This is a genomic window from Mesorhizobium sp. L-8-3 (assembly GCF_016756615.1).
Classification (GTDB): Bacteria; Pseudomonadota; Alphaproteobacteria; order Rhizobiales; family Rhizobiaceae.
Window position 1 is genome coordinate 5011712 of record NZ_AP023262.1, and the last position, 19255, is coordinate 5030966.

Annotated in this window: 23 protein-coding genes; 18 read left to right on the top strand and 5 right to left on the bottom strand. The window is 64.1% G+C overall.

Annotated elements, in window-relative coordinates:
* The first annotated feature begins 39 nt into the window (after positions 1-39).
* The 5 genes from JN302_RS39655 (at position 40) to JN302_RS23240 (ending at position 3782) form a co-directional block, all read left to right on the top strand.
* The gene (locus tag JN302_RS39655) at positions 40-171 is read left to right on the top strand and encodes a hypothetical protein (RefSeq protein WP_274609298.1); all 132 of its coding nucleotides are present in this window, start codon (positions 40-42) and stop codon (positions 169-171) included.
* Between the two features lie 178 nt (positions 172-349).
* Positions 350-1750 carry an L-serine ammonia-lyase gene (locus JN302_RS23225; protein WP_202329299.1) on the top strand — a complete coding sequence of 467 codons (1401 nt, stop codon included), beginning with the start codon at positions 350-352 and terminating at the stop codon, positions 1748-1750.
* Positions 1751-1819: 69 nt separating this feature from the next.
* On the top strand, positions 1820-2257 hold the full coding sequence (locus JN302_RS23230) for a DUF1489 family protein (protein WP_202329300.1): 438 nt from the start codon (positions 1820-1822) through the stop codon (positions 2255-2257).
* Positions 2258-2355: 98 nt separating this feature from the next.
* Complete coding sequence (locus JN302_RS23235; RefSeq protein ID WP_202329301.1) at positions 2356-3090, top strand: VWA domain-containing protein; 735 nt, start codon at positions 2356-2358, stop codon at positions 3088-3090.
* Positions 3087-3782, top strand: coding sequence for a DnaJ domain-containing protein (locus JN302_RS23240; protein WP_202305676.1), 696 nt, complete (start codon positions 3087-3089; stop codon positions 3780-3782). The genes JN302_RS23235 and JN302_RS23240 overlap by 4 nt, the downstream gene beginning before the upstream one ends.
* A gap of 53 nt (positions 3783-3835) precedes the next feature.
* Here JN302_RS23240 and JN302_RS23245 read toward each other — a convergent pair whose 3' ends face one another.
* Positions 3836-5227, bottom strand: coding sequence for a D-alanyl-D-alanine carboxypeptidase (locus JN302_RS23245; protein WP_244845838.1), 1392 nt, complete (start codon positions 5225-5227; stop codon positions 3836-3838).
* A gap of 295 nt (positions 5228-5522) precedes the next feature.
* Here JN302_RS23245 and JN302_RS23250 point away from each other — a divergent pair, with 295 nt between their 5' ends.
* From JN302_RS23250 to JN302_RS23270, 5 genes are all read left to right on the top strand, one after another.
* Positions 5523-5852, top strand: coding sequence for a phasin family protein (locus JN302_RS23250; protein WP_202305678.1), 330 nt, complete (start codon positions 5523-5525; stop codon positions 5850-5852).
* 246 nt (positions 5853-6098) lie between these two features.
* Positions 6099-6449, top strand: coding sequence for an ATP-dependent Clp protease adapter ClpS (clpS, locus tag JN302_RS23255; protein ID WP_202314991.1), 351 nt, complete (start codon positions 6099-6101; stop codon positions 6447-6449).
* Positions 6450-6457: 8 nt separating this feature from the next.
* Positions 6458-8920 carry an ATP-dependent Clp protease ATP-binding subunit ClpA gene (gene clpA / locus JN302_RS23260; RefSeq protein WP_202305680.1) on the top strand — a complete coding sequence of 821 codons (2463 nt, stop codon included), beginning with the start codon at positions 6458-6460 and terminating at the stop codon, positions 8918-8920.
* A gap of 157 nt (positions 8921-9077) precedes the next feature.
* The gene (locus tag JN302_RS23265; RefSeq protein ID WP_202329303.1) at positions 9078-9821 is read left to right on the top strand and encodes an AzlC family ABC transporter permease; all 744 of its coding nucleotides are present in this window, start codon (positions 9078-9080) and stop codon (positions 9819-9821) included.
* Positions 9821-10171, top strand: coding sequence for an AzlD domain-containing protein (locus JN302_RS23270; protein ID WP_202305682.1), 351 nt, complete (start codon positions 9821-9823; stop codon positions 10169-10171). Before JN302_RS23265 ends, JN302_RS23270 begins: the two co-directional genes overlap by 1 nt.
* A gap of 90 nt (positions 10172-10261) precedes the next feature.
* Here the strand turns inward: JN302_RS23270 and JN302_RS23275 are convergent, their stop codons facing one another.
* From JN302_RS23275 to JN302_RS23290, 4 genes are all read right to left on the bottom strand, one after another.
* Complete coding sequence (locus tag JN302_RS23275; RefSeq protein ID WP_202305683.1) at positions 10262-10693, bottom strand: HIT family protein; 432 nt, start codon at positions 10691-10693, stop codon at positions 10262-10264.
* Positions 10694-10769: 76 nt separating this feature from the next.
* A complete protein-coding gene (locus tag JN302_RS23280; protein WP_202329304.1) occupies positions 10770-11987 on the bottom strand; it encodes a GNAT family N-acetyltransferase in 1218 nt (405 codons plus the stop codon).
* Positions 11988-12038: 51 nt separating this feature from the next.
* Positions 12039-12761 (bottom strand): glycerophosphodiester phosphodiesterase, encoded by a 723-nt coding sequence (locus tag JN302_RS23285; protein WP_202329305.1) that lies wholly within the window; start codon positions 12759-12761, stop codon positions 12039-12041.
* Between the two features lie 7 nt (positions 12762-12768).
* Positions 12769-13233, bottom strand: a complete 465-nt coding sequence (locus JN302_RS23290; protein WP_202329306.1) for a RidA family protein — start codon at positions 13231-13233, stop codon at positions 12769-12771.
* A gap of 138 nt (positions 13234-13371) precedes the next feature.
* On the opposite strand from JN302_RS23290, the gene JN302_RS23295 reads away from it, so the two are divergent.
* The 8 genes from JN302_RS23295 (at position 13372) to frr (ending at position 19248) form a co-directional block, all read left to right on the top strand.
* Positions 13372-14199, top strand: coding sequence for a cell envelope integrity EipB family protein (locus tag JN302_RS23295; RefSeq protein ID WP_202329307.1), 828 nt, complete (start codon positions 13372-13374; stop codon positions 14197-14199).
* A 53-nt stretch (positions 14200-14252) separates the two neighbouring features.
* Positions 14253-14543, top strand: a complete 291-nt coding sequence (locus JN302_RS23300; protein WP_202329308.1) for a hypothetical protein — start codon at positions 14253-14255, stop codon at positions 14541-14543.
* A 97-nt stretch (positions 14544-14640) separates the two neighbouring features.
* Positions 14641-14925, top strand: coding sequence for a DUF4031 domain-containing protein (locus tag JN302_RS23305; protein ID WP_202305694.1), 285 nt, complete (start codon positions 14641-14643; stop codon positions 14923-14925).
* Positions 14922-15527, top strand: coding sequence for a LysE family translocator (locus JN302_RS23310; protein WP_202329309.1), 606 nt, complete (start codon positions 14922-14924; stop codon positions 15525-15527). The genes JN302_RS23305 and JN302_RS23310 overlap by 4 nt, the downstream gene beginning before the upstream one ends.
* A gap of 210 nt (positions 15528-15737) precedes the next feature.
* Positions 15738-16520, top strand: coding sequence for a 30S ribosomal protein S2 (rpsB, locus tag JN302_RS23315; protein WP_202329310.1), 783 nt, complete (start codon positions 15738-15740; stop codon positions 16518-16520).
* A 122-nt stretch (positions 16521-16642) separates the two neighbouring features.
* The gene (gene tsf, locus JN302_RS23320; RefSeq protein WP_202305700.1) at positions 16643-17566 is read left to right on the top strand and encodes a translation elongation factor Ts; all 924 of its coding nucleotides are present in this window, start codon (positions 16643-16645) and stop codon (positions 17564-17566) included.
* A 121-nt stretch (positions 17567-17687) separates the two neighbouring features.
* Positions 17688-18407 (top strand): UMP kinase, encoded by a 720-nt coding sequence (pyrH, locus tag JN302_RS23325; protein ID WP_202305701.1) that lies wholly within the window; start codon positions 17688-17690, stop codon positions 18405-18407.
* Between the two features lie 280 nt (positions 18408-18687).
* Positions 18688-19248: a ribosome recycling factor gene (frr, locus tag JN302_RS23330; protein WP_202305702.1), complete on the top strand. Its 561-nt coding sequence runs from the start codon at positions 18688-18690 to the stop codon at positions 19246-19248.
* The last annotated feature ends 7 nt before the right edge of the window (positions 19249-19255 follow it).

Consider the following 19255-nt stretch of genomic DNA (forward strand, 5'->3'; position numbering starts at 1 on the left):
TGAGTCTGGCGTTTCCCGGCTGATGAGCAAAAGGAAATCATGGAAGACAGCGTGAACAAATCCTGCTGGGGCTTGACGGCCAAGGCAGTGGTCGGCTTTGCGGGCATCATCCTGCTGGCCTGGCTGGTCGGCGGTTCGGAAACCGCGGCGGTGCTTGCGACGGCCGGTTGATCTTCACGGTATCGTTTCGGCGGGCGCGGGAGCTTCCTCGCGCCTTTTTGTTTGCCTATCTGTAGGGTTGGCGATCCATCCCGGCCGATGTCGCGCCGGGATCAGCCGAGGTCGGCCCGCGCGCAGCGCGCGGTCTCGAACAGGCGGATAGATCGCGGATCAACCGGAGGCTTTGCCGTTGTTCCTTTCCGTCTTCGACTTGTTCAAGATCGGCATCGGTCCGTCGAGCTCGCACACGATGGGACCCATGACGGCAGCCGCGCGGTTCCTGGACGAGATCCTGTCGGGCGACTGGCCGCGGCCTGCCGGCTCCAAGGTGTCGCGCTTGGGCGCGAGTTTGCACGGCTCGCTCGCCTATACCGGCATCGGGCACGGCAGTGACAGGGCGGTCGTGCTCGGGCTCGCCGGCCAGACGCCGGTGACCGTCGATCCCGACACGGCAGACGTGATCGTCGAACGGATCGGGGCCGAAAAGTGCATTTCGCCGCCGGGGCATCCAACCTATCGCTTCGATCCGGCGGTCGATCTCGTCCTCGACAAGAAGACGCCGCTGGCGGGCCATGCCAATGGCATGACCTTCTACGCCTATGACGCGGTGGGCGAACTGCTTCTCAGGCGCATCTATTATTCGATCGGCGGCGGCTTCGTCGTTTCCGACGAAGAGCTGCAGCGCATGAAGACGCGTGGCCCTCAGGCCCCGGGCAGGCCTGTGCCATATCCGTTCCGGAGCGCAGCGGAGATGCTTGCCATGGCCGCGAAGAGCGGCCGCTCGATCGCCGCCATGAAAAGAGCCAACGAGGAGGTCCATATGTCGCGGGCCGAGCTCGATGCCGGCCTGGATGCCGTCTGGGCAGCGATGAAGGGCTGTATCGATCGCGGCCTTTCGCAGGAGGGCATCATGCCCGGCGGCCTGAAGGTTCGGCGGCGCGCTCGCCAACTCCACGACAAGCTGCAGGAGGATTGGCGGAGCAACCGTCCGAATCCGCTGCTCGCCAACGACTGGCTGTCGATCTATGCCATGGCGGTCAATGAGGAGAATGCGGCAGGCGGCCGTGTCGTCACCGCGCCGACCAACGGGGCCGCGGGCGTTGTGCCGGCGGTCATGCGCTACTGGCTGCACTTCCATGTCGAGGCGGATCAGGGTTCGATCCGCGACTTCCTGCTGACGGCCGCAGCCGTCGGCGGCATCATCAAGCACAATGCCTCGATCTCCGGGGCCGAGGTCGGCTGCCAGGGCGAAGTCGGTTCGGCCTCGGCCATGGCCGCGGCAGGCCTTTGCGCGGTGATGGGCGGCACGCCCGAACAGGTCGAGAATGCGGCCGAGATCGCGCTCGAGCACCATCTCGGCATGACCTGCGATCCCGTCGGCGGGCTCGTCCAGGTGCCGTGCATCGAGCGCAACGCACTGGGCGCGGTGAAGGCGGTCACCGCCGCGTCGCTCGCCATCAAGGGTGACGGCAAGCATTTCGTGCCGCTCGATGCCGCGATCGAGACCATGCGGCAGACCGGCATGGATATGAGCGAGAAGTACAAGGAGACCAGCCTCGGCGGACTCGCCGTCAACGTGGTCGAGTGCTGACGAGGGGGGATCCTGTGCAAAACCGGCACTGCCGTTGAAGCGCCCCACCGCTGCCGCTAGTTTGGGACCATGGCACTGAACCTGATCAAACTCTGCGTCGGCTGCGAGAGCGTCGAGGACCTCGAACAATGGATCGCAATGCGACTTGCCGACCGTCGCCGCGCCGGCGACCCTGTCGAGCAATATCACACCACGCGCATGGTTCCGACTCGCGGCGCCGAAATCACCGAAGGCGGCTCGCTCTACTGGGTCATCAAGGGCAATGTGCAGTGCCGGCAACTGATCACCGAGATACGCCCGTTCACGGATGACGAAGGTATCGGCCGCTGCCATCTGGTTCTCGATCCGCTCGTCGTGCGGACCGAATGGCAGCCGCGGCGGGCTTTCCAGGGGTGGCGCTACCTGAAGCCGGAGGATGCTCCGGCCGATCTCGGCAAAGGCAGGGCCGGGCTTGCGGAGATGCCGCCGAAACTGAGGCAGGAACTCGCCGAGCTCGGACTTCTCTGAGCGCATCGCCGCCAGCTCCGGCTTGCGCGCCGCCTGGGCCGCGATCGCTCTGGCCGGCGATCTTGCAAGCCGGGCCTTCACGCCACATGTTGATTGTCATGAGCGACAAGTCGACGCCTGTTCCGCGTAATGCCCGGTCTGCCCCGGCCAAGCCGAAATCCGATGCGCGCGATATCGCCGCGTTCCTGGAGCAGGCACGCGCCCTGCAGGCGGTTTCAGCGGGCAACGGCCGGCTGATCCTGGCACTTGACGCCACCATGAGCCGGCAGCCGACCTGGGATCTCGCCTGCCGCCTGCAGGCCGAGATGTTCGATGCCGTCGGCAAGTCGGGAAAGCTGTCTGTCCAACTCGTCTATTTCCGGGGAATCGGCGAGTGCCGCGCCTCGAAATTCGTCTCCGATACCGAGGCACTCAAGGACCTGATGGTGCGGATCGATTGCCGCGGCGGACACACGCAGATCGGCAAGGTGCTGTCCCATGCATTACGGACGACGGAGCAGGAGAAGGTCAATGCCGTGGTCTTCATCGGCGACGCCATGGAGGAGAGCATCGACGATCTCGCCGACAAGGCCGGCAAGCTTGGCCTGCGCGGCGTGCCGGTGTTCGTTTTCCAGGAAGGAGCCGACGCCGCCGTCGAGCGGGCTTTCCGCGAGGTCGCCCGGCTGTCGCGCGGCGCCTGGTTTCGCTTCGATCGCGACGCGGCCACCACACTGGCGCGTCTGTTGTCTGCCGTGGCCGTCTTCGCTACCGGCGGGCTGAAGGCCCTCGAAGCAAGGGGACGGTCCGAGGACAGGCTGATGATCGAGAATTTGCGGGGTAGCGGCAAGGGATGACAGTGGCCGTCTATGCCTTGCTGGTGCTGCTGTTCGTCGTCGGACTGGCGGCGGTGTTCGTGCGCGCCGATCCGGCACGATTGGCGGAAGGTTTGCGCAAGAGCGGTCCGATCGTGCTCGGCATCGCCGGCGCCCTGCTGCTCGTCACTGGCCGGGCAGGAGTGGGCGGCATGCTGATGTCGCTTGCCTTCGGCTGGTACGGCTATCAGCGCAGGAACCGCAACCTGCGCAAGACGCCGGGGAAACGATCCACCGTCAGAACCGCCGCGCTGGAGATGGAACTCGACCACGACAGCGGCGTATTGGAGGGCATCGTGCTCGCCGGCAGATTCGAAACCCGCATCCTCGGCGAGATGACGCTGCACGAGCTTGTCGAACTCCACGCCGAGTTGGCCGGCGACGGCGAGAGCCGGCAGCTACTTGAGGCGTATCTTGACGGCCGTTTTCCCGTCTGGCGCAAGGACGCTGAGGCGGATGTTGGCCGGGGGGAGCGAGTTGCGCCAGGTTCGGGCGCCATGACTAAGGAGGAGGCCTACAAGGTCCTTGGTCTTGAAACGGGGGCCTCCGCGGCGGATGTCCGCAAGGCGCACCGCCGCCTGATGCAGCGCCTGCACCCCGACATTGGCGGATCGTCTTTCCTGGCGGCGCGGATCAACGAAGCCAAGGATGTCCTGCTCTCCGATCACGATTAGATCTCCTTCGACACCGGTACTCTTCCTGGAGACGGTTCCATTGCCTCGACTGTTCACTGCTGGACCGCGTAGCAGGCGATCTTCTTCTTCTTGAGCGCGCCGCAGGCATCCCAGGCCGCGGTCTTCGTCGCGAAGCCGCCGAAGCGGGCGCGATAGTAGGTGATGCCCCCCTTGTCGAAGGTCGATGTGAAGCCCGAAGCGTCAGCCAGGATCGTTGGCGCCTGCTTGCTGACTTTGGCGAGCGCGGCCTTGGCTTCGGCATCGCTCGGCGAGGACGCGATCTGAACGACCCAGCCGGAAGGCTGCGTCGACGCGGTCTGCACCGCGTCCAGCGCCGCCGGGGTGGGAGCGACCTCGGCGTAGCCCTGCTCGACGGACGCGACTTCGGTGACGACCTTGACGGACTTGCCCGATGCCTTCGGCGCTTCCACCTCGGCAGTGGCGAGCTCGACCGCAAGTTCGGGGCGGCTGTCCGGAGTAGGTGCGTTGCGCTTCGGCAGGACCGCAGCGGCGACCGCCGTGGCGGCATTGTCGGCGGTGATCTGCGGCCGGAGGTCCGCCGGCTCGGCGCGGGCGACAAGGTCGCCGCCGTCGCGGCCGGATGCTTTCGGCAGATACTTCTTGATCAGCTCGGCCATATGGTTGTCGCGGGCGCGGCCGCTGGCGCCACCCATCACGACGGCGACGATCTTGCGGTCGCCTGATTTCACCGACGAGACAAGGTTGAAGCCCGACGCATTGGTATAGCCGGTCTTGATGCCGTCGACGCCCTGGACGCGGCCGAGCAGCTTGTTGTGGTTGCCCATGCGCTGACGCCCGAAGGTGAAGGAGCGGGTCGAAAAATAGCTGTAGTACTGCGGAAAATGCTCGCGCAGCGCGATACCGAGGACGGCAAGGTCTCGTGCGGTCGAGTGCTGCGCGGAGTTCGGCAGGCCCGAGGCATTCCTGAAGGTGGTGTCGCTCATGCCGAGGCGGCGCGCCTTGTTGGTCATGATGCGCGCGAAATTCTCCTCCGATCCGCCGAGATATTCGGCGATCGCAGCGGCCGCATCATTGGCCGACTTGGTGACCAGCGCGTAGACGATGGTCTCGACCGTGACCGAACTGCCGGCCTTGACGCCGAGTTTCGTCGGCGGCTTCGCGGCGGCGGAGGCCGAAAACGGAACACGCGTGTTCTTGGTGATCTTGCCGGACTGCAGCCCTTCGAAGATGAGGTAGAGGGTCATCATCTTGGTCAGCGAAGCGGGATAGCGCTGCGCGTCGGCATTGGCTGAAAACAGCGTCTTGCCGGTGTTCGCGTCGACGACGATGGCGGCATATCGCGAATTCGCCGCCGCCGCTTCCGATGCCCCCAGGCCGAGCGTTGCCGCGAGGAGGAGGGCGAGGAAGGGTTTGAGGGATATGGGAGATCGAGGAAGGTGACGGACCAGCGACGCCTGACGCACTGTTACATCCTTTGAGTTTTCGTTGGTACCCGGGGCGCGGCAAAGGATCCGGCCTCGCATTCGAAAACCCTAAGGCAAGCAATCTTACCAATCCGTTTATGGTAACCAGGATGTTGACGATTTCCGTCCGGCTTTACGCTTATTTCATTCGAATTTCTTTCGAACTGTGGCGACCGTCGATCGCCTTTGCGCGCGGCAGGTCCGGCTTGACTTTTTGTGCAATGCACAATAAGTAGGCTGCAGCGCACTATGGCGTGCGTGCATTGCTTCCACGTCGCAGCCGAGAGGTCCACCGATGACGCAGCCTTTTGAAGACGCCAACAAAGCTGGCAAGGAATATCTCGACGCCAGCCTCAAGAGCTTCGCCTCTATCTCCAAGAGCGTGCAGGCGATCGCCGCCGAGGCGAGCGAATACACCAAGAAGTCGTTCGAGGCGGGCAGCGCCGCTTTCGAGAAGCTGGTTGCGGCCAAGTCGCTGGACAAGGCCTTCGAAATTCAGGCCGACTACGCCAAGCAGGCCTATGAGAGCTTCGTCGCCGAGGCGACCAAATTCGGCGAGCTTTACGCGGACGTCGCCAAGGAAGCCTACAAGCCGTTCGAGGCCGTCGTCGCCAAGGCGAAGTAAGCGTCGCCCTGCAAGCTTCGCAAAAGGACCCGGCTGCATGGTCGCAGCCGGGTCCTTTTGTTTTTTCAGGCAGGATGAATGTCGACGATCTCCGCGTATCGCTCACCCGAATTTTGGCGCCTAGCCGAAAGGGCCATATTGTCAGCAGGAAAGAAGGCCTTAAAATCTGCCAATGAGCACCTACATGTCGAGGCCGGGAAGGGATTCGGCGACAAGGACAGCATTTTGACGATCGGCGGGTTTGCCATGCAAGCGAGCACGGCGCGTATGCAGAACGGCGAGGGCGGTGGCAACGGCCCCGGCCGGGGTACTGCGGTCATCACGCGGCCCAGAGCCAAGACCAAGAAGCCCAGTCTTTATCGCGTGCTTATCCTCAACGACGACTACACCCCTATGGAATTCGTGGTCCACGTGCTGGAGCGCTTCTTCCAGAAGGACCGGGAGGCGGCGACCCGCATCATGCTCCACGTTCACAATCACGGAGTGGGCGAGTGTGGGGTCTATACTTTCGAAGTGGCGGAGACCAAAGTGACGCAGGTCATGGACTTCGCCCGCCAGCACCAGCATCCGCTGCAATGCGTGATGGAGAAAAAGTGAGGTTTTGAATGCCGGCTTTCTCGCAAGGCCTCGAAAAGGCGCTTCATCAGGCACTCACCCTTGCCAATGAGCGTCACCACGAATACGCGACCCTCGAGCATCTCCTGCTCGCGCTGATCGACGACAACGATGCGTCGGCGGTCATGCGCGCGTGCAACGTCGATCTCGACGAACTCAAGCAAACCGTCCTGACCTACATCGACACCGAACTCGACAATCTGGTCACGGGCTACGATGAGGATTCCAAGCCGACCGCCGGGTTCCAGCGCGTTATCCAGCGCGCGGTCATCCATGTGCAGTCGTCGGGCCGGGAAGAGGTGTCCGGCGCCAATGTGCTCGTCGCCATCTTCGCGGAGCGCGAGAGCCACGCCGCCTATTTCCTCCAGGAACAGCAGATGACGCGCTACGACGCGGTCAACTACATTTCCCACGGCATCGCCAAGCGTCCCGGCGCCAGCGAAAGCCGTACGCCCCGTGGCGCCGAGGAAGACCAGTCCAGCCAGGGCAACGGTGAAGCGGCGGAAGACAACGGCAAGAAGAAGCCGCAGGACGCGCTTTCCGCCTACTGCGTCAATCTCAACCAGAAGGCCAAGTCCGGCCGCATCGACCCGCTGATCGGTCGCGAGTCCGAGATCAGCCGTACCATCCAGGTGTTGTGCCGCCGCTCGAAGAACAATCCGCTCTATGTCGGCGATCCCGGCGTCGGCAAGACGGCGATCGCCGAGGGGCTGGCAAAGCGGATCGTCGAAGGCGACGTGCCCGAGGTGCTCGCCGGCGCGACCATTTTCGCGCTGGACATGGGCACGCTGCTCGCCGGCACCCGCTATCGTGGCGATTTCGAGGAGCGGCTGAAGCAGGTCGTCAAGGAGCTCGAGGATTATCCGGGCGCGGTTCTGTTCATCGACGAGATTCATACTGTGATCGGCGCCGGCGCGACGTCGGGCGGCGCCATGGATGCATCGAACCTGCTGAAGCCGGCCCTGTCCTCCGGTGCGATCCGCTGCATCGGCTCGACCACCTACAAGGAGTTCCGCCAGTTCTTCGAGAAGGACAGGGCGCTCGTACGCCGCTTCCAGAAGATCGACGTCAACGAGCCGTCGGTGGTCGACGCCATCGAAATCATGAAGGGTCTGAAGCCCTATTACGAGGACTTCCACAAGGTCCGCTACACCAACGACGCGATCAAGGCGGCGGTGGAGCTTTCGGCGCGCTATATCAGCGACCGCAAGCTGCCGGACAAGGCGATCGACGTGATCGACGAAACCGGCGCTTCGCAAATGCTGTTGCCGGAAGGCAAGCGCAAGAAGACGATCAGCGTCAAGGAAATCGAGGCCACCATCGCCACCATGGCGCGCATTCCGCCGAAGACGGTCTCGGCGGACGACGAGAAGGTGCTCGCCGGGCTGGAAGATGAACTGCGGCGCGTCGTCTACGGGCAGGACACCGCCATCAGCGCGCTCGCTTCCGCGATCAAGCTCGCCCGTGCCGGCCTGCGCGAACCGGAGAAGCCCATCGGGTGCTACCTGTTCTCCGGCCCCACCGGTGTCGGCAAGACCGAGGTTGCCAAGCAGCTCGCCGCCTCGCTCGGAGTCGAGCTTCTGCGCTTCGACATGTCGGAATATATGGAGCGCCACACCGTCAGCCGGCTGATCGGCGCGCCTCCCGGCTATGTCGGCTTCGACCAGGGCGGCCTGCTGACGGATGGCGTCGACCAGCACCCGCATTGCGTGCTGCTGCTCGACGAGATCGAAAAGGCGCATCCCGATCTGTTCAACATCCTCCTGCAGGTCATGGATCACGGCAAGCTGACGGATCACAACGGCAAGCAGATCGACTTCCGTAACGTAATCCTGATCATGACCACGAATGCGGGCGCCTCCGAGATGGCCAAGGCTGCGATAGGCTTCGGCTCGTCGAAGCGGGAGGGCGACGACATGGAGGCGATCAACCGGCTGTTCACGCCGGAGTTCCGCAACCGTCTCGACGCGATCATTCCCTTCGGGTCGCTCCCGGTTCCGGTCGTTCACCAGGTCGTTCAGAAATTCGTCATGCAACTCGAAGCCCAGCTGTCGGAGCGCGGCGTCACCTTCGACCTGTCGCCGGATGCCGTCGCCTGGCTCGCCGAGAAGGGTTACGACGAGCGCATGGGCGCGCGGCCGCTCGCCCGCGTCATCCAGGAGCACATCAAGAAGCCGCTGGCGGAAGAGGTCCTGTTTGGCAAGCTCAAGAAGGGCGGCACGGTCCGCGTCACGATCGAGACGAAGGAGACCGGTGAAACCGGCCTCAAGCTGGAAACGATCGCCGACGAGGTTCCGGTGAAGCCGAAGAAGGAAGAGCCGAAGAAGGATCCGGCGCCGCGCCGCGCGGCCGCAAAGAAAACGGCCAAGAAGGCCGTTGCGCAGAAGCCAAGACCCGGGGGCAGGGACGGTGCTAAGCGCAGCCTCGTCCCACAGCTGCCCCGTAAGGGCTGAGAGAGGTTCCGGTCAGGTCAAGGCCCCGGCAACGGGGCCTTTCCACTTGGCGGCAGCCCTCGGTTGGCTGGCCCCCGGGATCCACCATCGTGGCGCAACATATCGCCTGGGCCGGGCGCTGACTCGGGGTTCTTTCCCGTGTTAAGCGCAGGAGCGCATGCCTGAAGTCGAACCATCCTTTCCCCCGAGCTTCGATCTGCACTGGACCTGGTTCCGGCGCGGGGTTCGGGCGTCGGTGTCCATTCCCGGCCTGATCCTGACCAGTGCCTTCGTGGGCTTCGCCGGTCTTGCCAAGGACGCTGGCCTCGGCCTCGGCGAGACGGTCTTCATGGTCGCCGTCGTGTGGGCCTTGCCGGCGAAGGTGGTGCTGATCGGCGCTGTCTTGTCCGGCAGCTCTGTCTGGGGCGCGGCCTTCGCCGTGGCGCTTTCTTCCGTCCGGCTGATGCCGATGGTGGTCGCCCTGGTTCCCGAGATGCGCGGGCCGCGGACGCCGAGATGGGTGCTCTACGCGCTCTCGCATTTCGTCGCCGTCACCTCCTGGGTCCTTGCGATGGACCAGTTGCGCCACGTGCCGCGGGATCTGCGCACGACCTACTATGCCGGGCTGGGCGGGACGCTCGTGCTCGCCAACATGGTCGTGGTCGCGGTCGTGTTCTCGATCGCGGGAAGCTTGCCGCCGCTCGTTTCCGCGGCGCTGCTGCTCCTGACGCCGATGTATTTCCTCACCTCGCTCTGGGGATCCGCCAGGGAAAGGGCAGGGCATGTCGCTATGGCGATCGGCCTCGTGCTGGGACCGCTGTTCCACATACTGCTGCCCGGCTTCGACCTGCTCGCCGCCGGCGTGATCGGCGGCGGTGCGGCGTATGCCTTTCACCTCGCTGCCCGGCCGAAGGCGTCATGATGACCTTCGATGCCCTCGACGCCTGGTGGTGGCCCTTTCTCTTCATCCTGATCGCGGGCTGGCTGGCCACCGACGCATGGCGATTTCTCGGCGTGTATTTCGGCGGGCGGATTTCGGAGGGGGCGGGCTTGCTCGTTCTGGTCCGCGCCGTTGCCACGGCACTGGTGGCAGCGGTGATCGGAAACCTGATCGTGTTCCCGTCAGGCGTGCTGGCCGCGGCGCCGCTCGCCCTGCGTGTCGGGGCGGCGGCAGCCGGGTTCGTCGCTTATCTGTGGCTCGGCAAACGAATCCTCGCAGGCATCGTGGTCGCGGAGGTCGTGCTCGTCGCCGGATTGATGCTCGGTGCCTGACGGCCTGCGCCGCGATTTCTGGCGCGCGGCCGATTTCCCCACCGATGGCGCGGGGCACGACCGTTGGCGACCTGTTTCCCTGAAAGGACGTCAGGCCTCGGAGAGTGCTGCCCTGATCCGCTCGGCATTGGCCGCGAGCACTTCGGGCTTTTCCATCTGGCCGGTATGGGGCTTCAGCGCCACGCCCTCGAAGCGGGGCAGGATATGGACATGGAGATGGAACACCACCTGTCCGCCGGCCTGCTCGTTGAACTGCTGGACGGTGACGCCATCGGCCGAAAACGCCTTCTTGACGGCGCGCGCCAACCTCTGCGTGGTCCTGGCAACGGCTGCAAGGCTATCCTGCTCGACGTCGAGGATGTTGCGCGACGGCTTCTTCGGGATGACGAGGCAATGACCGTCGCCGCGTGGCATGATGTCCATGAAGGCGAAGGTGTCCGTGTCCTCGTAGAGCTTGTGAGCGGGCAACTCGCCGCGCAGGATTTTCGCAAAGACGTTGTTGGTGTCGTAGGCAGCGGTCATCGTGTCCCTCGTCGTTTCGTGCCCGGCGGTGTTCACCGGCGCAGGCGGTCCCAGTGTCGAAGATGGCGGCCCGCCGTCAAGCCGTTCCCTCGTCCTTGCGGAACGGTCCGTGCCCCTCCAGATAGGCGCCCATTCGCGCAACGTCCCGGCGCTCGGCGACGAGATAGTCCGCGACTGCCTTGCGCAGTCCGGGATGGGCGATGTAGTGCGCCGACTGCACCGTCACGGGCAGATAGCCGCGGGCGAGCTTGTGCTCGCCTTGCGCACCGGCCTCGACCACCTTCAGTTTCCTTTCGATCGCGAAATCGATCGCCTGGTGGTAGCACACCTCGAAATGCAGGAACGGATGATCCTCGATGCATCCCCAGTTGCGGCCGTAAAGAGCCTCCGACCCGATGAAGTTGATGGCGCCGGCAATGTAGCGTCCATTTCGCCTGGCCATGACGAGCAGGACGTCGTCGGCCATACGCTCGCCGATCAGTGAGAAGAAGCGCCGATTGAGATAGGGCCGGCCCCATTTGCGCCCGCCCGTGTCCATGTAGAAGGCAAAGAAGTCGTCCCATAAGGCTTCGGTGATATCGGCCCCCGTGAGCCGGTCGATCGTGATGCCATCGGCCACGGCCTTGCGCCGCTCGGCCTTCAGCGCCTTGCGCTTGCGCGAGGCAAGGGAGGCCAGGAAGTCGTCGTAGCTTCCATATCCTTCGTTGAAGAAGTGGAACTGCTGGTCGTTGCGCACGAGGTAGCCGGCTGCGTCCAGTGCCGTCATGTCGGCCTCCTGCGCGAAGGTCACATGCGCGGACGATACGCCGAGGCGGTCGGTCACCATCTTCAGGCCGGTGGCGAGGGCCGCGCGCAGGCTGCCGGCGTCGCCGTCGGAAGCGACCAGCAGGCGAGGGCCGGTCACCGGCGTGAACGGGACGGAGACTTGCAGCTTCGGATAATACTGCCCGCCGGCCCGTTCGAGTGCATCGGCCCAGCCATGGTCGAACACATATTCGCCTTGACTGTGGGACTTGGCATAACAGGGCACCGCACCGACAAGCCTTCCGTCCGACGTCTCCAGCCTCAGATGGTGGCCCTGCCATCCTGCACGGGCGACAGCGCAGCCGGATTCTTCCAGCGCGGTCAGAAAATCAAATGAAAGAAAAGGGTTGTAGTAGTTCTGTGAACTGATTTTCGAGGTTCCTGCGAGCGATTCCCATTCGCTCCTGCGGAAGGCGCCAATGCTGGTGGCGGCTCGGATGGCATAAGCGCCATCCGCTTCCGGTCGTGCGGCTTCGGTCCCGTTACCCATGGCGTTTACTTACGTCTCGTTCCGCAATGCGCAAGGCCGGCACGATCACCTTCATGCGACGCGCGCCGGTTCAAATCCTTCGAACGTCATCTGGTCGGCCTCGGCGAAGGTCTTGTCGACCATCGGCTGGTCGCGCACCGTCCAGGTGATGACAGGCATCGCCAGCCTTTCGCGCACGAAGGTGACGAACGGGTTGGGCAGATGGACGACGCTGTAGGAGACGAAGGAGATGCCGTTGGCGAGCATGGAGAAATGGGCCTCGATCTCGTGCGGCTTGTCTCCCCAGGCGGTGAGACCGGCCGGAATTCCCGACGCCTGCGTCGGGAACTCGCGGATCAGCCAGTGGTCGAAGGACATGATCGCCACCTCGCCCTTGTAGTTGCGCAGCGCCGCGGCGACCTTGGCGACCAAGCCCGCATCCTTGCCGGGAATGCCCTTGAGCTCGATGACGAGGGGCACGCGCCCGCGAACCAGCGACAGCAGTTCGCCCAGCGTCGGCACATGGTCCGCGGTTCCGCCGACACGCAGTGCGCCGAACTCGGCCGCCGTGCGCTGCCACACATAGCCTTCCGTGCCGGTCAGGCGCCTGAGGTCGTTGTCGTGGAAGACGACCACCTCGTCGTCGAGCGTGAGATGCACGTCACATTCGATCGCGTAACCGCGTTCGGCTGCGGCCTCGAAGGCCGAGAGCGTGTTCTCCCAGCGCGCCTTGTTCATGTCGTGGAAGCCGCGATGGGCGACCGGCGTCTTCGTCAGCCAGGAAATGTCGCGCATGGCGGTCCTACTCGAACTCGATGATGGCTTCGATCTCGACCGGTGCATTGAGCGGGAGGGCGGCGGTGCCGACGGCCGAACGCGCATGCTTGCCCTGCTCGCCGAGCGCGGCAACCAGGAAGTCGGAGGCACCGTTGGCGACGAGGTGCTGCTCGACGAAGTCCTTCGTGGACGCGACGAAGACCGTGATCTTGACCACGCGCACGATTTTTTCGAGATCGCCAAGAGCGGCCTTGGCCTGGGCAAGGATGTTGATTGCGCAATATTTGGCGGCCTCCTTGCCGGCTTCCACGTCGACGTCGCGCCCCAGGAGCCCTGTCGAGGAAAGCTTTCCGTCCTTGAAAGGAAGCTGCCCGGCCGTCAGGAGCAGATTGCCGGAGCGCATGAAGGGAACATAGTTGGCGGCAGGGGCAGCAGCGGCCGGCAGCGTCACGCCGAGATCTGCCAGGCGGGTTTCGATCGTTTGGGCCATGATGCGGTCCTTGTTCGGGGTGGGATGGCGAGAAGCGGGGAAGGTGCTATTTTTGCCTCGCTTCCGCCACGACTTTTTTTATTGTGGCCTATCGATCATCGCGGCCTGATGAAAGGCCGTGCTTCCGGAGTTTTCCTGATGCGCTTGAAGCGCCTTGTCCTGCTTGCCCTGGCCTCTCCGTCGCTGCTCGTAATCCAGCCCGCTTTGTCGGCGCCGATTCTCGCGCCTCATCGCGCCGTCTACGATCTCATTCTCGACAAGGCTTCGGACCGCTCGGGGATCACCGGAATAGCCGGACGCATGGTCTACGAGTTCAACGGCTCGCCCTGCGAAGGCTATACCGTGAAGTTCCGGTTCGTCACCAAGATGGACACGCGCGATGTCTCGCGGCTTACCGACCAGCAGACGACGACTTTCGAAGATGGTGCCGGCAAGTCCTTCAATTTCGTCACGAAATCCTTCGTGGACCAGAATCCCGATCGCGAGGTGAAGGGCTCGGCCCACATCGAGCCGTCCGGAGTGCGGGTCGACCTGGAAAAACCCGACAGGAACATGCTCGAACTTGGCAAGACGCAATTCCCGACCCAGCATCTGATCGAGATGATCGATAGGGCCAACAAGGGCGAGACCTTCTACGAGACGACCCTGTTCGACGGTTCGGAGGATGCCGATCGGGTGATGACTACCACGGTCGTGATCGGCAAGGAGGAGAAGTCCGGCAAGGACGATCCGGAACTCCCCGTCATGAGCGAACTGGCGCCGGAACCCTACTGGCCGGTCGACATCGCCTATTTCGATCTGTCTAAGGCCGGCAGCAGCGGCGAGGAAGTGCCGGAGTACCATATCTCCTTCAAGCTGCATGAGAACGGCGTCACCCGCGATCTCCTGATGGACTACGGCGATTTTTCCATGAAGGGCAAGCTCGTCAACCTGTCGCTGTTCGATGCCCCGAAGGACTGCGACTGAAAAGGACTCCTGGAGAGCCGTGCGTCCGCGTGGATGCACGGAGATTGCCGAGCATGTTTAGCGGCTGCGCGACGACTACTGCAGGGTCGCTGCGCGACACGGTCAGCCGATTCGTCCCGCAGCCGGCCGGACCGCGCAGGGCGCATATCCGCGTGCCCGATCCACTGCCGCTGCACGGTTTCGAAGGCTCGGTCGGCGCGGCGCTCGGCGAGTTGCGCTGCCGCATGCGATCCGCGATCGACTACGTGATGGGCGAACGTGAGGCTGCCGGCGGCTTCATTTCCTATGGCAATCCATTCTATCTTCCCGCAGTTGAGCGCACACTGGGGATATCTGGGTCTTGAAGAGCATCCTGCATCTGCAACGGCGTTTGCTACGCCCGGCTCCATGCGGCGACACGCCGAGAGTGCGGGGCGTCCTGCCGGCCGCAGGGGAGGTCGCATGACGGTCTATGTCGACGATGCGATCTGGAACTGGGCGGGGCGAAGATGGTGCCACATGCTGGCAGACGACATCGCGGAGCTTCATCGCTTTGCCGCACTGCTCGGCATCCATCATCTATCCTATCAGGGACCGCCAAAGACGTCGGCGCCGCATTACGACATCACCGGCTTCGAGCGAGATCGCGCGGTCAGGCTGGGCGCGGTGCCGTGTGGCCGAGAGGAAATCGTGGAGGTCTTCCGGCGCGTGCGCGTGGCGCGGCGGGCAGGGAGCGTGGCGGCATGACCCTGGCGGCATTTTTGGCCTATTGCGCTGCGATCACCCTTGCCGCGGCCACGCCGGGGCCGGCGATGTTCGCTGTCATATCGACGGGACTGTCACGAGGTTTCACGCCGGCCGTCCTTGCCGGCGCCGGTGTCGCCTTGGCCGATGCAATTCTGGTCGTCCTTGCTCTGCTCGGTCTGGTAGCGCTCGTGCAGGCTTTCGAGTGGATACTCCTGGTCCTCAAATATGCGGGCGCTGCCTATCTGGTCTGGCTCGGCGTGAAGATGTGGCGTGCTCCGGCTGCGGCCGAGGGCAAGCCTGCAGGTGGCAGCCGGGCGCGCCCCTTTGTTCTCGGCGCGTCGATAGGCCTGAGCAATCCGAAGGCGATTCTCTTCCACGCCAGCATTATGCCGCTGATCCTCGACCTCGACGTCCTCACCATCACGGACGGTATGGTCGTGATCGCAGTGGTGATCGGCGCGAATGCGGTGGTGATGGGCATCTATGCCGGCCTCTCAACCGGCGCCGCGCGCCTCTTCGGGACGGAATGGCGCATGCGCATGGTCAACCGCATTTCCGGCGGTGCGATGATCAGTGCCGGGGCGCTGATCGCCTCGCGCTGACCGCTTTCCGCGCCAGCCGACCAGGTGCGGGCGCATAAGTCGGGTGCAGGCGCTTGCTTTTCCGGCGCGCAGCCTCTATATGGCCGCCCATTCCACACACGGACATGGGTTACCGGCCGGGAGAAATCCGGCGGAACCTCCGGTGGCGTAGCGGGACCCTCCCGACAACGTCAAGCGTCCGTGGAGGCTCAACCGGAAAGGAAAGTTGTAATGGCTCTGCCAGACTTCAGCATGCGCCAGCTTTTGGAAGCTGGTGTTCACTTCGGCCACCAGACCCATCGCTGGAATCCGAAGATGGCGCCTTATATCTACGGCGCCCGCAACAACATCCACGTCATCGACCTGTCGCAGACGGTTCCGCTGCTTCACCAGGCCCTGAAGCAGGTGTCTGATGTCGTCTCGCGCGGCGGCCGCGTGCTCTTCGTCGGCACCAAGCGCCAGGCGTCCGACATCGTCGCCGACGCCGCGCAGCGTTCGGCGCAGTACTATGTCAATTCGCGCTGGCTCGGCGGCATGCTGACCAACTGGAAGACGATCTCCAACTCGATCCAGCGCCTGCGCAAGCTCGACGAGCTGCTCGCCGGCGAAGCCCAGGGCTTCACCAAGAAGGAGCGCCTGAATCTCGAGCGTGAGCGCGAGAAGCTTGACCGCGCGCTGGGCGGCATCAAGGACATGGGCTCCACGCCGGACCTGATGTTCGTCATCGACACCAACAAGGAGGCGATCGCCATCCAGGAGGCCAAGCGCCTCGGGATCCCGGTCGTGGCGGTGATCGATTCGAATTGCGATCCGGACAAGATCGACTACCCGATCCCGGGCAATGACGACGCGCAGCGCGCCATCGCGCTTTATTGCGACCTCGTCGCCAAGGCCGCGATCGACGGTATCGCGCGCCAGCAGGGCGCGCTCGGGGTCGATCTCGGCGCTTCGGCCGAGGCCCCGGTCGAGCCGGCCCTCGACGAGGGTGCCGCAGGCGACCAGGCCGGCGCCTGATCCGCGAAGGTTCACCGCGACCTTCACATTATCTTGGACTTGGCGCGCTATGTCGCGCTGGCGGCCGGCGCATCATCGATCCCTCGGTGATGCGCTGACGCGTTGAATATGAAGAGGCGAAAATGAGCATTTCTGCTGCACAGGTTAAACAGCTCCGCGACATGACCGGCGCGGGAATGATGGACTGCAAGGCGGCCCTTGCCGAGACCAACGGCGACATGGAGGCCGCAGTCGACTGGCTGCGCAAGAAGGGTATCGCCAAGGCCGACAAGAAGGCCGGCCGCACTGCCGCCGAGGGCCTGGTCGGCGTCGCTTCCGACGCCAACGGCGCCGTCGTGGTCGAAGTCAATTCCGAGACCGACTTCGTCGCCCGCAATGCCGCCTTCCAGGAGATCGTGCGCAACGTCTCGCAGCTTGCGCTCGCCACCGACGGCTCCTCCGAAGCTGTAGCCGCCGCGGCCTATCCCGGCACCGGCAAGAATGTCGCCGACACCATCAAGGACGCCGTCGGTACGATCGGCGAGAACATGAGCTTCCGCCGTTCGGCCAAGCTTTCGGTGTCCGCCGGCGCCGTCGCGACTTATGTCCACAACGCCGTTGCCGACAATCTCGGCAAGATGGGCGTGCTGGTGGGCGTCGAGACCACGGGGAATGCGGAAGCCGCGCGCGCCTTCGGCCGCCAGGTCGCCATGCATGTCGCCGCGACCAATCCGCTCGCCTTGACGGCCGAGGAGATCGATCCGGCAGTGGTTGCCCGCGAGAAGGACATCTTCTCGGATCAGGCGCGCCAGTCCGGCAAGCCCGAGAACATCATCGAGAAGATGGTGGAAGGGCGCCTGCGCAAGTTCTACGAGGAAGTTGTGCTCCTGAAACAGGCCTTCGTGCTCAATCCCGACATCACCGTCGAGAAGGCGCTGAAGGATGCCGAGAAGGAGATCGGCGCTCCGGCGAAGATCACCGGCTTCGTGCGTTTCGCGCTTGGCGAGGGCATCGAGAAGGAAGAGAGCGACTTCGCCGCCGAAGTCGCCGCGGCAGTGAAAAAGTAACGCCGCATCAAACGCTTCCCGCCAGTTACTGAAGGGCGCCCCGTGACATGGCGGCGCCCTTCGTGTATCGAGCGGCTCCAGGCGGGATGCAAGGCGGCAGAAGAGGATTGACGAGGAACCAATGACGGCGAAGCCCCTTTACCGGCGTGTCCTGCTGAAAGCGTCGGGTGAGGCGCTGATGGGTGACCAGCATTTCGGAATCGACGTCTCGGTCGTCGACCGCATCGCCGCCGACATCGCCGAGGCAAGGGCGCTCGGCGTGGAAGTGGGCGTGGTGATCGGCGGCGGCAACATCTTCCGCGGCGTCGCCGTCGCCTCCAAGGGCGGCGATCGCGTCACCGGCGACCATATGGGCATGCTGGCGACCGTCATCAATTCGCTGGCCCTGCGCACCTCCCTCGTCAAGATCGGCGTCGACGCCGTCGTGCTCTCCGCGATCGCGATGCCGGAACTCTGCGAAAGCTTCTCGCAGCGCCAGGCGACTTCCTACATGAATGCCGGCAAGGTGGTGATCTTCGCCGGAGGTACCGGCAACCCCTTCTTCACCACGGATTCCGCCGCGGCGCTGCGCGCCGCCGAGATCGGCGCAGACGCCCTGTTCAAGGGCACCCAGGTTGATGGCGTATATTCGAGCGACCCGAAGAAAGACCCCGACGCCGTTCGCTACGACCGCATCAGCCACGAGGAAGTGCTGGTCAGGGGGCTCGCCATCATGGATACCGCTGCGATTGCACTTGCGCGGGAAAACCACATTCCGATAATCGTCTATTCGATACATGAAGCGGGCGGCTTCGGTGCGATCCTCAGGGGCGGCGGACACTGCACCGTCGTCACGGATTAGGGCATGTCGCTCGAAAGGGGGCCCGGTTTCGGGATGGCGACATGCGCAAAGTCAATTACCCGCAGCATGTTGCGTGAACCTTCTTCGCACAGCATGCTGCGGGTGCCGCGATCGGGGATCACGCTGCACTCATGCTGGAAGCGAGTTCCGGCGGAGACGGTTTGGTGAAACCGGCGGGTCCGGGTTTGACGTTCCGGGCGCGAGCGCCAGATGAAATGCTAAGATGGCCACACGGGCAGGCGGTTCGGTTTCCGCATCGCGGGTGGAAGGAGACTTCAGGATGAGCAACGGGGTTGATTTCAAGGATCTGCAAAGGCGCATGGACGGGGCGGTGGCCGCCTTCCACCACGACCTCGCATCGCTGCGCACGGGACGCGCGTCGAGCAACCTGCTCGACCCCATCCACGTCCAGGCCTACGGCTCGCCGATGCCGATCAACCAGGTCGCGACGGTCTCCGTGCCGGAGCCGCGCATGATCTCCGTATCGGTGTGGGACAAGCAACTCGTCGGCGCCGTCGACCGTGCCATCCGGGAATCCAATCTCGGTTTCAACCCGATCGTCGACGGCACGACGCTGCGCATTCCTCTGCCGGAGCTCAACGAGCAGCGCCGCAAGGAATTGGTCAAGATCGCGCATCAATATGCCGAGCATGCGCGCGTCGCGGCGCGCCACGTTCGCCGTGACGGCATGGAGCATGCCAAGAAGGCCGAGAAGGACGGCGAGATCGGCCAGGACGAATCGCGTGTCCAGTCCGACCGTGTCCAGAAGCTGACCGATGATACCATCGCCCAGATCGACAGCATGCTCGCCGAGAAGGAAGCCGAGATCATGCAGGTCTGACCGTGGC

Coding starts and splice junctions, on each gene's coding strand:
- JN302_RS23305 (WP_202305694.1), top strand. CDS start 14,641: ATGACGGTCTATGTCGACGATGCGATCTGGAACTGGGCGGGGCGAAGA.
- JN302_RS23240 (WP_202305676.1), top strand. CDS start 3,087: ATGACAGTGGCCGTCTATGCCTTGCTGGTGCTGCTGTTCGTCGTCGGA.
- JN302_RS23230 (WP_202329300.1), top strand. CDS start 1,820: ATGGCACTGAACCTGATCAAACTCTGCGTCGGCTGCGAGAGCGTCGAG.
- pyrH (WP_202305701.1), top strand. CDS start 17,688: ATGACGGCGAAGCCCCTTTACCGGCGTGTCCTGCTGAAAGCGTCGGGT.
- JN302_RS23275 (WP_202305683.1), bottom strand. CDS start 10,693: ATGACCGCTGCCTACGACACCAACAACGTCTTTGCGAAAATCCTGCGC.
- tsf (WP_202305700.1), top strand. CDS start 16,643: ATGAGCATTTCTGCTGCACAGGTTAAACAGCTCCGCGACATGACCGGC.
- JN302_RS39655 (WP_274609298.1), top strand. CDS start 40: ATGGAAGACAGCGTGAACAAATCCTGCTGGGGCTTGACGGCCAAGGCA.
- JN302_RS23290 (WP_202329306.1), bottom strand. CDS start 13,233: ATGGCCCAAACGATCGAAACCCGCCTGGCAGATCTCGGCGTGACGCTG.
- JN302_RS23265 (WP_202329303.1), top strand. CDS start 9,078: ATGCCTGAAGTCGAACCATCCTTTCCCCCGAGCTTCGATCTGCACTGG.
- rpsB (WP_202329310.1), top strand. CDS start 15,738: ATGGCTCTGCCAGACTTCAGCATGCGCCAGCTTTTGGAAGCTGGTGTT.
- frr (WP_202305702.1), top strand. CDS start 18,688: ATGAGCAACGGGGTTGATTTCAAGGATCTGCAAAGGCGCATGGACGGG.
- JN302_RS23280 (WP_202329304.1), bottom strand. CDS start 11,987: ATGGGTAACGGGACCGAAGCCGCACGACCGGAAGCGGATGGCGCTTAT.
- JN302_RS23295 (WP_202329307.1), top strand. CDS start 13,372: ATGCGCTTGAAGCGCCTTGTCCTGCTTGCCCTGGCCTCTCCGTCGCTG.
- JN302_RS23235 (WP_202329301.1), top strand. CDS start 2,356: ATGAGCGACAAGTCGACGCCTGTTCCGCGTAATGCCCGGTCTGCCCCG.
- JN302_RS23270 (WP_202305682.1), top strand. CDS start 9,821: ATGACCTTCGATGCCCTCGACGCCTGGTGGTGGCCCTTTCTCTTCATC.
- JN302_RS23310 (WP_202329309.1), top strand. CDS start 14,922: ATGACCCTGGCGGCATTTTTGGCCTATTGCGCTGCGATCACCCTTGCC.
- JN302_RS23285 (WP_202329305.1), bottom strand. CDS start 12,761: ATGCGCGACATTTCCTGGCTGACGAAGACGCCGGTCGCCCATCGCGGC.
- JN302_RS23300 (WP_202329308.1), top strand. CDS start 14,253: ATGTTTAGCGGCTGCGCGACGACTACTGCAGGGTCGCTGCGCGACACG.
- clpA (WP_202305680.1), top strand. CDS start 6,458: ATGCCGGCTTTCTCGCAAGGCCTCGAAAAGGCGCTTCATCAGGCACTC.
- clpS (WP_202314991.1), top strand. CDS start 6,099: ATGCAAGCGAGCACGGCGCGTATGCAGAACGGCGAGGGCGGTGGCAAC.
- JN302_RS23250 (WP_202305678.1), top strand. CDS start 5,523: ATGACGCAGCCTTTTGAAGACGCCAACAAAGCTGGCAAGGAATATCTC.